This window comes from Arthrobacter sp. TJ-170 (genome assembly GCF_058269305.1).
The window spans coordinates 142,290-154,805 of record NZ_JBZCNL010000001.1 but is presented as its reverse complement, the minus strand read 5'-3'; the positions used below and the strand labels follow the sequence as shown (position 1 = coordinate 154,805).

Below are 12,516 nucleotides of genomic sequence, written 5' to 3'. Positions count from 1 at the left end.
GACGCCTCCCTGCGTGCTTTCCATCCTTCGGACCGTCACCAACGGGGGTTCAACGACAGCTGAGCCCTGAGGCTTAGTCGCGCTTCTTGACGCGAGCGGCCAAAATGGTCCGTCCACGGTTGAGGATCTCCGCGACGAGGATACGCTCTTCATCCGTGAATTCTGGGCTGTAGCGCTCGCCAACGGGGGTGATATTTTCCAGGTTGGTGCCATAGAAGAGCTTGTCGTAGCACTTGGATGCTTCTGGTCCGCTGTCGTCTAGGGACGCACCGACGCTGCGGGCGATGTCGTTGAACAGGTTCCACGCGTTGAGTAATTCCGTGCAGATCCCATCGGATGCCGGCAACTCCAGCAGCCGTTCCAGTCCATCCAGGTTCTGAGGTTCGTCACTCCCCTCCTCCAGTTGCAAACCGTAATGCTGCGCCACGGTCGCGAACCCCTCCGGGCTGCGCACGGAAACTATGCGACCGTCATTGACAAGCACGCAGTCGGTATCTCCTTCGACTTGGCCGGTTCCATCATCGGTCTGCCATACAACGCCGAGCCTTTGGCCGCGAAACCGGAGCCAGTACGGGTAGGAGATCATCATTCCCCGGATCCTACCTACCAAGCGTTCCGACCGAGGTGATTACGTCATCGTCATCGAAGTTCTCCGCTCCGTCTTAAGAAGCGGGCAGACCGTCGTGGCGAAAATCGCTCCACACCACTTGATCGGCGCCAACTTGAACCCTCACACTGACTCCGCCGCACCCGTCTGCAACGGATCCAGCCCAGGAGATTTCAGTGATTGTCTTCGGGTCGGGCGGTGAGGATCCGTTTGGCGCTGACTTGCAGGATGCCGAGCGACTCCTTAATCAGGGGCGATGTGATGCTACCCCTGCGCACGGCAGCGACGATGCGGCGCGCGGGCTTCCCCTTGCCAGTAATGCGCAGTCGAACCACGTTTTCGGCACCATGCAGGGGCGCCAGTCGTGGCAGCAGGCCCACGCCCAGCCCCGCACCAACGAAGGCGATCTGCGTTTCCCATTCAACGGCCTCGTGGGCGATCCGCGGTGTCACCCCGACTGCCGTGAACGCCGCAGTGAATAGGGAATGGTAGGTGGAACCTGCGGCCTCGGTAATCCAGGGTTCCGACGCCAACTCTGGGAGCGTCACCGTTTCCCGCGATGCCAACGGATGGTCGGAGGGAATGATTACGTCCAGGGGATCGTCGAGGAGAACGGTCTGCTCGAAGCGCGGATCGTCCTCAACATAGGTATCGGATTGCATGGCGACGATGACCGCGAGGTCGATTCGCTCGGCGACCAACAAGTCGAAGCAGCGGGCCGGGTTGGCCTCGAGTACCTGCACCTCAAGCAGAGGGCGTGTTGCGTGCAGGGTGGCGGCCAGCGGAGCGAGCAGTTGAGCGGCCGCCGTGGAGAATCCGCCAAGGCCAAAACGGGACTGCACCTGGTCGCCGGCCTCCATGGCCGCGGCCCGTAGGCTCTCCCATTCCGCAATGAGTGTGTCCGAGCCCTCCACAAGAAAGCGGCCCGTGGCGGTCAGTCGGACACCCCGGCCATCCTTCGTCAGCAACTGCATTCCAAGCATGCGCTGGAGTTCCCGCAGTTGCGCGGAGACGGCCGAGGGAGAATAACCCGTGAGCTGCGCGGTTGCTCCAACAGTGCCGCACCGGGCAAACACCCGAAGTGTTATGAGCCGTGGATCGATCATGCACTAATGATGCACTGTTATCTCCGAAATCTTGCGCTTTTACTGCAGCCCAAACGTCCCTAATCTTATGAGTACAGTGATTTCGCTAACACGCCGGTTGGACTCCACCAGGCCGTGATCTCCACGTATCCCATACTTACCCATCCATCCCGGAGGAAACAGATGTCCGCTCCAGTGAACGTGCCCCTCAATTCACGAGGGAAGCTCGCTTCATCCTTGCCTGCCGAGCAGCTAGCGGAAATCACCGAGTTGTTCAATTTCCGGCGCGTGGGATACTCCCTCGATGCCCCCTTCTACACCGATCCGACAATCTTCAACGTCGACATGCAGGCAATCTTTGGCCAGCACTGGATCTTTGCAGCCAGCATCGCCGAGCTCCCGGAGCCGGGCGACTACGTCACCGTCGACTACGGGCCCTACTCCCTGATCGTGCTGCATAATGACGACGGCGGCGTGAACGTCCTGCACAACGTGTGCCGCCACCGCGGCGCTCGCGTCCTGACCGAACCCGCGGGGACAACGGGAAACCTGGTCTGCGGCTACCACTCTTGGACCTACTCGCCCGACGGCAATCTGATCCACGCCTCGGCACCTGGGGAAACGAAGTTCGACAAGGGCTGCTTCGGCCTCAAGCGCGCCCACAGCCGCATGGTCGCCGGACTCATCTTCGTCTGCATTGCGGATGAACCGCCGGCGGATTTCGACGAAACTTCTAAGATCTTCGAGCCTTACCTCGCGCCCCACGATCTGTCGAAGACGAAAATCGCCTACCAGCAGAACATCATCGAAGAGGGCAATTGGAAGCTCGTCATGGAGAACAACCGTGAGTGCTACCACTGCGACGGCCACCCGGAGCTCGCCTGTTCTCTCTTTCCCACCTGGGGCCTGACGGAGGGGCTGATCCCGGCCCATCTCGAGGAAGTGTGGGACCGCAACAAGGAAGCGCAGTCCTCGCTCGAGGAGCGTTGCCGCCGCTATGGCCTTCCCTACGAGGTCGTCGAGGAGCTTGACACGCGCGTAGCCGGAATCCGCATCTCACGGGAATCGCTCGACGGTGAAGGCGAATCGTTCTCCCCCGATGGGCGCAGGCTCTCCAAGAAGTTGCTGGGTGACTTGCGGGACTTCCGCCTTGGCCGCTGCTCGATGCACCTGCAGCCCAACAGCTGGTTCCATTTCCAGGGGGACCACGTCATCACGTTCGGCGCCTTCCCTGTCAACGAACACCAGACGCTGGTACGCACCACCTGGCTGGTAGCTGACGACGCCGAGGAAGGTGTCGACTACGACTTGGAGAAGCTCACCTACACCTGGAAGCAGACCAATCTGCAGGACAAGGCGTTTGTGGAGCTGTGCCAGAAGGGCGCCAGCAGCCCCGCCTATGAGCCCGGCCCGTACATGAAGAGCGAATACCAGGTCGAGGCGTTCATCAACTGGTACGTGAAGCGTGTGCAGGAGCACTTGGCATGATTGAACTCGGCACGGAGACGGCGATCCTGGAGCCACAGCGCATCCGCGGTCTTGAGATGCCGTGGAACAGGGTGATGGGCAGCAGCGAGGGACCAGCCCGCGCCGCCCACGCGTTGGGCCCTTGGCATCCGCAGGAGTTTATGGCCGAATGTGTCGAGATCGTTCCCGAGGTGGGCGGGATGATGACCTTCGTGTTCCGCCGCTGCGACGGTGCGCCCCTCGCGTTCCGTGCGGGCCAGTACGTGAACGTCGCTTTTCCCGTGAACGGCGAGGACCAGGATCCGGTGGACCGCAGCTACTCGCTGTCCAGTTCGCCCACGCAGCCGTGGACCTTCGACATCACAGTAAAACGAGACTCCACTGGGCTCGTCTCACCGTGGGTGCACGAGAACATCAAGCCCGGCACCGTCCTCGAGATGCTCGGACCGGTCGGGGCATTCCACCTGCCCGATGCCGACCGCCGGGCACGGTACCTCTTGTTGGCCGCCGGCGCAGGCATCACACCAATCATGTCGATGGTGCGGACCATCCATTCCCTGCCCGGAACGGCCGATGTCGTAGTGCTCTACCACGGAGCGGAGGCTGGAGGGTTTGCCTTCCACCAGGAGCTGGCCTACATTGCCTCGGTGGACTCGCGAGTCAAGGTCTTCTACGCGCTGGGCGACCGCAGTAAACCCGAAAAGTGGGATTGGCTCAGCGGAAGGCTGACGGCGGCCATGCTCGACGAGGTTGCCCCCGATGCCAACGGCCGCCAGGTCTATGCTTGCGGCCCCCAGGGCTACCTGAACACCGCCACCGAGCTCCTGCGGAAGGTCGGCGTCGACGACACCTCCATCTACATGGAATTCTTCACTGGAAACCGCCAGACGATCCTTGAATATCAGGCGGAAGTCGCGCTTGCGGTGGACATTGCAGAGGAAATCGCTGAAGAAATCGCTGATTCCGCCGAGGACTACTATGAAAGCCAGCCCACAGCGTTCGGGCTCTACGAGCCCAGCTATAACGCCGGGGGGCCCCTTGAGGCCACGGGGATGCCGCTGGAAACCGTGGACTCGGACGCGCCCTATTCCGAAGCCGCCGACGGCAGTTCGGCCGCGGGGCCGGAGGCCGTGTCCCCTGATGCTTCGGGCTTCGACACGGTCGGAACGGGAGACCTCACCCTGTCCTTCATGCGCACAGGCATCAACGTGCGCATCGACCCCACCGAACACATCCTCGGGGTCGCCCAGCGTGCGGGCGTCAGGATCAGCGCGAACTGCAAGGAAGGCATGTGCGGCTCCTGCAAGGTAGTGAAGCTTGCCGGCGAGGTCGAGATGAACCACCAGGGCGGGATCCGAGCACGGGAAATCGATGCAGGCAAGTTCCTGCCCTGCTGCTCTACTGCGCGCACCGATTTGGTGATCGATGCCTAGCCTCTTCCACCTGCTCTAAGGCGGACAGCATCAAGGGTGTTTACCGCCGTTGTTGCGGGCACTACTTTAGGAGCATCCGGGTGAGCCCGATTCTTTCCACAGCACTATGAACGGACCCTTCCGGTATCTGTCAGAACAGGCCACAGCACCCACCGCCCCGGTGGGTCGTGCAAGGAGGAACTCATCACCATGGCACCGAATCTGAATCAGCCCGTCACCGACGACAGCATCAAAGTCCGGCAGCTCAGCCACTATCAGTTCAGCTGGGTAGCCGGCGATCCGGGCCAGCCCGGATCATGGACTCTGCAACTGGTCCTTGACCAGGGAGCCTGGGAGGAAGTTCTCACTATCGACGCCGATGACGCCGATAATCTTCAGGACTTGCTCTCTTCAGCGGAGACCGTGTACTACGACGTTCCGCGCCGCACCCTGATGTTCGGCACAACGGAAGCCGGACACCACTGACCTTAGGCGCTTGCCCAAGTGTGAGAGGCGGGTGAAGACACCACGCTCACGTGGAGGGAGCGGACACTGTGTCCGTTCCCTCCACGGTTTTGCCTGCGTTCCCGAAGTCCACTCTTGAGATACCGGTGGCAACTATCTACCTCATGGACTGATTCCCCTCGCTTCCCGCTGCGGGCCACCGGACTGCGCCCGCTCGGGAACTAGTTAGCATGGCGTCATGGCCACAATTAGCAATGTTCGAACAGAACCGCTGTTAGGAAGCATCGTCCTGATGCTTGTGGTCGGCTACTTCTCGCAGACGTCTCCGTCTCCTTGGGTGGCGGTCCTGATGACACTGGTCGCCTTGGCATTCGGCATACAGATCGCCGTAGCAGTCCTCATGAACTCATCCGAGCAGGTCCAGGGTGCTAACCCTTCACCCCGACGGCGGACCGTGATGACACTGGCATCAGTAGTCGGTGTGGTTGCCGTGGCCCTATTCGCGTACGCGTCGTACACCTTGCTCGCATTTGCACATTACTTCTCGTTGGCTGCCATCGGTGTGGCTTTCTGCGGCGTAATCGTGGCTTCCATATCGATCCGCACCGCCAATCATCCAGCGCCGGGAAACTGATAGCAGCCACCTTGCTGCCACAGCAGCTAGCTGTACCCGGCCATCAAGTTGGTGCTAGTCGGCTGATCGGTGGTTTGCCTCCGAGTGCGCTGTGACTGCGTTCAGTGTTGTAGTGCTCGAGCCATGGCGCAAGCGCAGCTGTTCGTTGGTTGTTGCTGGTGTAGGCCTGGCGGTAGGCCCACTCGGTGGCCAGGGTACGGTTCAGCCTCTCGACCTTGCCGTTCTGCCATGGGCAGTGGGGTCTGATGAACTTTTGGGTGATGCCGTGCTCGGCGCAGAGCGCCCGCAGGGAGTATCGGTAGGCCCAGGCGTTGTCGGTCATCAACCGCTCGATCCGGGTGATCGCGAGCGGCGAAGTAGGTGATCGCGCGCTCGAGGAAGCCCGCGCAGCTGGAGCCCTTCTCGTCGGGCAGCACCTCGCTGTAGGCGAGGCGGGAATGATCATCGACCAGGGAATGGATGTAGTCGTATCCGGGTCCGCTGACACGGTCGCGTGGAATCGCCCGGCCGTGAACGCGCCAGCCCCCGCCGTCGGGGATCCGGCCGAGCTTCTTGACGTCCATGTGGACCAGCTCGCCGGGCCGGGCGCGCTCGTAGCGGACCGCGGTGGACTTCGAGGAACGGATGACATCGCCGGTCATCGGGTCGCACTCGCGCAGGCGGGGCACCGCGTGCCGGCGCAGTATCCGGGAAACCGTCCTGGCCGGGACACCGGTCTTCGATCCGAGCAGGTCCGGGCCCTGCCGGTGTTCGGCCCGGGCAGCCAGGACCTTCTGCTCCACCTCGGGCGCAGTCCGGGTGGGCACCGTGTGCGGCCGTGAAGACCGAGTTTCCAGACCGGTCTCGCCATCGGCCCCGTACCGGAGGATCCAGGTCCTGACACACTTGCGGGAGATGCCCATCGCCGCGGCGATGTGGGCCTGCTTCCATCCGGCCTGGTGCCGCTCGATGATCAGCTTGCGGCCATGGACAGTCAGACGGGCGTTACGGTGGAACACGAGAACCTCCGAGTTGGAGTGGGCCTTAGACAAGCCACATCCCACTCGGAGGTTCTCCCTAGTTCAACCAGACTCGCCGCTACCAATGTCCTGGCCGGGTACAGCTAGCTCCGGTGTGATCCCTCACCGTACCCTTTCTCGGGCGGGTCTCGCGCTATGCGCAGCTTTCATCAGCAGCAAGTAGGATTTTGTTCGTTATGTCAGCAGTGAAGTCGCGACTGCCGTCTGCATACGTCATCCGAATACCCTTGGCTTCTCCATCGGTCGCCGGGCTGGAAAGGCTCAGAGTAACTATGACGTTTGCGGATTCTCCTGGTCTCAGTGTGAAGTTCTCGAGAATCTCTCGCCGTTCCCAGGCTTCAGTCTCGGCTGGGCTAGCGGGAATGGTGCTGGCAGTTCCGAGTACTGCACCGGAATCCCTGTCGGCCGTTTCCTCGATTAGCATGATGTAGCTTTCCTCATGCTGAAGACCTCGTGACGTGATCAGGTTTGCGCCGGAGAGGACCAAATCTGTATCCCCGTCATTAGTGACTACTTCGCCAAATCATTAGTGACTACTTCGCCAAACGCTGCGAACCCTTCATCGGGGGTAGGCGTACATGTTTCTGATTCGCCTCCCACTGTAAGTGGCCCATTGGTACCCAACGCTGAACAAGCCGTGGTGAGAGCGGCTAGAGCAAACGCCGCGAGGAAAAGCCCGGTTCGGTTGCTCACCGCAAAATTGATTCGCTGGCGGAGGTCATCATCCTTCGGATACTACCTGCGAAGTCGAGGATCCGACCGCTAAGCGAGGAAGCAACCAAGAATCCTTCTCGCGCCGGAGTTCAGTGCGTCACTGAGCGGATCCCTCTCCGTGCTGGTTCTCAGCTGGTCCTAGATGTCGAGAACGCCGTTGACTGCGGCGGATCGGGGCGGGATGTTCCGGGTGTGGAGATCCTCGTCGAGGTGAACGGTGGCGTACGCCCATTCGCGCGAACGCCCGGCATCGTTGAATACGCGGTAGCGTCTGCGCAGGCGAAGGTTCGGCACCGTGATGTGCTCGAACGACACGACGATCTCGGTAGCCGGCCAGGTTCCTTCTACCGTGACGCTTACGTTCCGGTAGTCACTGCGCCAGAGGCGGAGTGACTGATGGTCATTCGTCCACACGATGTTGGGTTTCGCGAGAGTCTCAAACTGCTCCCGGCGTTTGGAGATAGCGCCGATGCGCGCTTCCTCGCCGATGTTATGCAGGGGCCATGCAGCGCCTCGAACGCCGTCCAGCTCGAGGCGATCCTGCCACCGAGCGGCGGCACCCTGTTGCCGCCCATATTCTTGTTCCCACTCTTCCTCGTCGTCCGGAGGTGCAGGTTTCGACGGTAGCTGCTCGGTCTCGATTTTCTCGGGCAACCCATCTGCGATGTCGATAACGACCTGCTTGGGTTCGTACACAACATCCCATCCGAGACCGCCATCGAGTGGAACCTGCCGCGGTCCGGTAGGAAAATACTGGAGCGTCAGAGTGTCCCGGGCGACATCTACTCGGTGCACGAGGTGATCAACCTGAATCACGGTCCTTTCACCGTCAGTGCCGATCCGCACGAGCTCGGTCGCAGGAGTCGACGATGGCGGGCCCGTCTCACCCCCAGGAGTGTCATCATCGGGAACAGCGCCGGCATGGATCGGATACTCGGTCCGTTGCCCTCCATCGCTTGTGCTGCCCGCGTCACTACGCGTTACCCCCGAGATCGGTGCCGTTCCCTCACCCCCAGCTTCGCCGGGCCAGAATGGTTCCGCCGGAACCCACTCCAAACCCTCGGCATTGAGGTCCTCCGCGTTCGCCCTCGCGGTCTTTGCGGAACCGGGCGTTTCCATCCATGCCGAAGCGTCCCGTGGATCACCCACCCACAGAGCGTCGGCATCAACACCCACCGGCCGGCCCTGCCCTAGATCGCACGCCGCCTTAACCCCACTCGGGGTGACGAAAACCGCCGTGCGCTGCACCAGATAATCGATGCTTTCTGTATCTTCAGCCTGGTAGATCACCCACGTCCCTCTCGACGTGGGCAAGAGTTGCACCTCGCCGATCGCACGGTCCGGCAACGGAGCGTCAGGCCAGGTGACCCACCTGACGGTCCGATCCTCGTCGACAATCGCTGCGACGGGCCTTTCCGCGTCCGGCACGATCACGGTCCTACCAATCACGACGGCACCGAGAGGCATGAGCGGGTTCCGGGGCGTCGACACGGGTCAACGCTACAACGGCACCCGCTCAACACGTCCGGACCAACGCCAGTACCGATCCCTCAACGAGCAGGCTCAAACTTGAGCTCTTCGATGACGAGTTAGATGTGCCGTAGGTATCTTTGAGGCGCGTCCAGGAACGACCGCCAATTTGTAACGAGATCAAGGTCTTCCCAGTGGCGGTCCCGCAAACCCCATGGGCCCACTTCGAGGATCCGCGCGCCTGGGAGAGCCGCTAGGAGTGGTGAGTGTGTTGACATGATGACTTGGGAGTCCCCTTGGGCTAAGAGGTCCTTCAGTACTGCAAGGAGAGTGAGGCAGCCGGTGAAGGACAGTGCGGATTCCGGTTCATCGAGAACCCACAATCCGTGCCCTCGGAAGCGATCGGCAGCCAGTTCTAGGAATGACTCGCCATGGGACATTTCGTGGAACGGGATATCCGGCCGGTCGGGAGGGCGGGGATTGGCTTCAAGGTAGGTGAAAAAGCCATGCATGGTTTCCGCGCGCAAGAAGTATCCCCGCCTGGTGGTGCCGGCATTCCTGACGAGCTGCAGGTGGTCGGCGAGTACGGACTCGCTGGACCTAGTGGTGTGCCGCGCACCTGTTGATCCGCCTTCGGGAGACAAACCGTAGGCCAGCGCAATGGCTTCCACGAGCGTCGATTTCCCTGACCCGTTCTCGCCGACCAGAATGGTGGCCGACGTCAAATCGAGGCCGTCGTCAAGCAGTTGAGCGACGGGTGGCAGGGTCGCCGGCCATCGTCCACGGTCAAGAACATTCCCAGGGTCCTCAGCCAACCGCCGGATTGGATACTTGTGGAGAGGCATGGGCCCATTCTCGCAGGCGCTCTACTCAGCACCCTGACAGTGCGCGCTCCGCGTTCGACTGTCCAAATCGATCGGCCTACGGAAGTCCACCCGCCCCAGTCACATTGGATGCACGGCACAACAAACGTTGGAGTTACTGGGCCCGCGGACGTCCGATACAAGTCACCAGTTACTTGCCGTGATGGAAACAATCCATTAGTCTTTCCATCATGGAAACTGACTCTCAAGGGCCCTCGCGCAACGAGGCAATAAATGCACTGCACGGGCTCGCAGCGGACCGCGACCGTCTTGCGGAAGGCATCCGGGTTCCCTGGTCGCTCCTTGCTGGTTTTGGAGGTGTGGCTGCGTGGTGGGTCAGCACAGCTGCTGCGACGTCTCCCGGCGAGACCTACGAACCGCCAGCGATAGGTGGGCTTGCCCTGGCCATAGTGCTCGTAATCATCTATCTGATCCAGCGAGAAACCGGTATCCGATTCGGGCGCATGGGGTTGCAGGCCGGACTTGCCTTGATTGGAATCGTCCTCAGCTGCCTAGCGCTGTTCAGCATGTCTCTGGGTCTGGTGTCCGTCGGCCTGCACTGGGCCGTCACCCTCACCAGCATCATGGCGTTCACCCTCACGACGTGGCTGACTGGAGTGGCCTATCGTTCCGCAGCCCGAGAACTCCGCCGTGGATGAGGCGCACTTCGATGAAGTCATACACGCTCCGCTACGGCTGCGGATCTGTGGACTTCTCCGCCCCGTCGACCGACTCGACTTTGCGGTTCTCCGGACCGCACTGGAAGTGTCAGACGCCACACTGTCCAAACACGTGAAGACGTTGATCGTGGCTGGATATGTTGTCTCTGATAAGACCGCGTCGGCGGACCGTGGTGATGCGCGTCGGGTCATGTGGTTGTCGCTCTCCGGTGCAGGTAAGTCAGCTTTCGATGCGCATATAAGGGCACTTCGGGAAATAGCCGGCGCCATCTAGTTCCATGCCAGCGAGGTGTTCCCTCTGACCGCAGACCTCGCATTCCCCGTTGCCTGTATGCGGAATCCCTCATCGCACACTCGATGCAAATGCGCTTGCGAAGTTGAAAGCGGAAAGGACGGCCCAGGAATTGGTGAGGAAGTTAGCGGCTCTTCGCGGCTGCTAGCTTCCAAACTCACCGGTCGAGGTGAAGTCCACGATTTGCCACACGCCGTCGGCGTTCCGCTTCAGCTTGTAGAGCTCCTGCCCAAAGGGGTCGTTCTGGAGGTATTCGCCATCGAGGTCGATGTAGACGTTCTGATCACTGATGGTCACAGAGCCGTCGGCGTCCTTCTGAATTCCGTCCCTCGCCACCTTCAACCCGAGGTCCTCAACTGCCAGACCGGTGATGGCCTGGGCGTTTTCATCGAGGAGATGCTGATGCTTGTCAGCTCCCAGGGCTTCAATGTCGATGTACGCGTGGGCGTTCGGGATATGAGTTTGATCGAGGCCGGCCTGGATAGTGTCATCGACGCGCTGATCCACCTCTTCGATTGCGGTGGACCAGAAATCCTCAAAGGCGAGGACGGATCCGTCAACATTGTCCGAGTAGACAGGTGCCCCACCTTGAATGGTTTTCGCCGACTCTCGCCAATTTCCAAGTTCCAGGGAGTTTGCGCCTTCGACCGCGACTATGTCACTGGCAGCCGACCCTCCAGCATTACCACCGGGCTGCTGGGAAGCGGCTTGGGATGAAACGGCGGTCGGCGCCGTCGGGGAGCCGGCGATTGGCGGCCCAGTGGCGCAGGCGGTTGCACTCAAAGATACAATGAGCCCAAACAGGACCAAGGACTTCTTCAATTCATTCCCCTCTGATGTCCCTTATTCTTCGCAGATTACATGCGAAGAGGCTAAGCCCAGTAAGCAGGCTCGACGAACCGCAGTGAGTTCCTCTCGGCTGTCCTTCTCCTCTTGGCCGGGTGAAGCTGCAATTCCGACGGCCTAGGCAACCTCGTTTGGGGCGGCCCATTTGTCGTTTCGCCAACGGCGGTCAGGGATTGCACTTGCGCCGTACACGTCTCTGCCATCGGAACTCTGGAAGCGCTGCCTGAAACAGCCGAGCGTTATCTAATCACTTTAGAGCGTGTCACCTCACTGACGCCGACCCGCAAGCGTGCGTGCGCCGCTAGGCGGCGGCTGCGGGATGGGGGGTGATCCTGCCTCGAGAATCATGATGATGACGTTGATGAGCCCGGCGATGGCTTCTTCGGTTGGAAGGGACTGGCGCGCGGCGGCTTGAGACAGTGCCTCCGCAGCTCCGACGATCGCAATCATGGAAGCGGTTGGAACCCTGCCGGTTGCCGAGAAGGGGTTCAGAGCATTCCGGCATAGGTCGATGTAGGCCGCCTCAGTATCACGCTTAAGCTGTTCCAGGTCGGGGGATCCTTCGAGCGCACCGAGGATGCCCGCTAATTCGCGTCCGTGCGCTCCGACACACGCCACGTGAGATTGAGCAATCGCCGTTGCCTGACCGCGCACAGTGCGCTCGGCGTCCGCAAGAGCCCGCTCGAGCTTTTGCGTCTGCAGAGCGTCGAACTCACGGTACATGGCTATAAGCAGGGCAGAACGTGAGGCGAAGTGGTCGTACACAACGGGTTTGGTGATGCCAGCTCGCTCAGCGAGACGGCCAAGAGTCAGGGAATCGGCTCCACCGACGTCGAGGACTGACCAGGCAACCGTCAATAGCTGTTCCCGACGTTCATCCTTGCGCATCTTTACTAACGCCATGACTAGCCTCCTCTCACGAAGATCTACCTACCAATAGTAGCCTACTGCTGGTAACCTAC

The 12,516-nt window shown here is 61.0% G+C and carries 12 protein-coding genes and 1 pseudogene; 6 read left to right on the top strand and 7 right to left on the bottom strand.

The genetic code is table 11. The features are described from left to right. Window positions 1-73: 73 nt before the first annotated feature. The gene (locus tag AC4D1W_RS00775) at window positions 74-589 is read right to left on the bottom strand and encodes a hypothetical protein (RefSeq protein WP_490897429.1); all 516 of its coding nucleotides are present in this window, start codon (window positions 587-589) and stop codon (window positions 74-76) included. Between the two features lie 191 nt (window positions 590-780). Further along, window positions 781-1,713, bottom strand: coding sequence for a LysR family transcriptional regulator (locus AC4D1W_RS00770; protein ID WP_490892207.1), 933 nt, complete (start codon window positions 1,711-1,713; stop codon window positions 781-783). Between the two features lie 162 nt (window positions 1,714-1,875). On the opposite strand from AC4D1W_RS00770, the gene AC4D1W_RS00765 reads away from it, so the two are divergent. From AC4D1W_RS00765 to AC4D1W_RS00750, 4 genes are all read left to right on the top strand, one after another. Continuing rightward, entirely contained in the window at window positions 1,876-3,180 is a 1,305-nt protein-coding gene (locus AC4D1W_RS00765; protein ID WP_490897428.1) for an aromatic ring-hydroxylating oxygenase subunit alpha, read from the top strand. Further along, on the top strand, window positions 3,177-4,592 hold the full coding sequence (locus AC4D1W_RS00760; protein ID WP_490897427.1) for a ferredoxin reductase: 1,416 nt from the start codon (window positions 3,177-3,179) through the stop codon (window positions 4,590-4,592). The genes AC4D1W_RS00765 and AC4D1W_RS00760 overlap by 4 nt, the downstream gene beginning before the upstream one ends. Window positions 4,593-4,781: 189 nt before the next feature. Continuing rightward, entirely contained in the window at window positions 4,782-5,057 is a 276-nt protein-coding gene (locus AC4D1W_RS00755) for a hypothetical protein (protein WP_490897426.1), read from the top strand. A 217-nt stretch (window positions 5,058-5,274) separates the two neighbouring features. Continuing rightward, window positions 5,275-5,670 carry a hypothetical protein gene (locus tag AC4D1W_RS00750; protein WP_490897425.1) on the top strand — a complete coding sequence of 132 codons (396 nt, stop codon included), beginning with the start codon at window positions 5,275-5,277 and terminating at the stop codon, window positions 5,668-5,670. Between the two features lie 43 nt (window positions 5,671-5,713). On the opposite strand, the pseudogene AC4D1W_RS00745 reads toward AC4D1W_RS00750, so the two are convergent. From AC4D1W_RS00745 to AC4D1W_RS00735, 3 genes and pseudogenes are all read right to left on the bottom strand, one after another. Then, window positions 5,714-6,668, bottom strand: a pseudogene (locus AC4D1W_RS00745) (IS481 family transposase). Window positions 6,669-7,541: 873 nt separating this feature from the next. Beyond that, window positions 7,542-8,894 (bottom strand): hypothetical protein, encoded by a 1,353-nt coding sequence (locus AC4D1W_RS00740; protein ID WP_490897424.1) that lies wholly within the window; start codon window positions 8,892-8,894, stop codon window positions 7,542-7,544. A 98-nt stretch (window positions 8,895-8,992) separates the two neighbouring features. Then, a complete protein-coding gene (locus AC4D1W_RS00735; RefSeq protein ID WP_490897423.1) occupies window positions 8,993-9,718 on the bottom strand; it encodes an AAA family ATPase in 726 nt (241 codons plus the stop codon). A gap of 209 nt (window positions 9,719-9,927) precedes the next feature. Between AC4D1W_RS00735 and AC4D1W_RS00730 the strand changes: the two genes are divergently transcribed. After that, window positions 9,928-10,395, top strand: a complete 468-nt coding sequence (locus AC4D1W_RS00730) for a hypothetical protein (protein ID WP_490897422.1) — start codon at window positions 9,928-9,930, stop codon at window positions 10,393-10,395. Continuing rightward, window positions 10,388-10,690 carry a transcriptional regulator gene (locus tag AC4D1W_RS00725; RefSeq protein ID WP_490897421.1) on the top strand — a complete coding sequence of 101 codons (303 nt, stop codon included), beginning with the start codon at window positions 10,388-10,390 and terminating at the stop codon, window positions 10,688-10,690. Before AC4D1W_RS00730 ends, AC4D1W_RS00725 begins: the two co-directional genes overlap by 8 nt. Before the next feature lie 162 nt (window positions 10,691-10,852). Here AC4D1W_RS00725 and AC4D1W_RS00720 read toward each other — a convergent pair whose 3' ends face one another. Beyond that, entirely contained in the window at window positions 10,853-11,491 is a 639-nt protein-coding gene (locus tag AC4D1W_RS00720; RefSeq protein ID WP_490897420.1) for a hypothetical protein, read from the bottom strand. Between the two features lie 330 nt (window positions 11,492-11,821). Further along, window positions 11,822-12,457 (bottom strand): TetR/AcrR family transcriptional regulator, encoded by a 636-nt coding sequence (locus AC4D1W_RS00715; protein WP_490897419.1) that lies wholly within the window; start codon window positions 12,455-12,457, stop codon window positions 11,822-11,824. Between the last annotated feature and the right edge of the window lie 59 nt (window positions 12,458-12,516).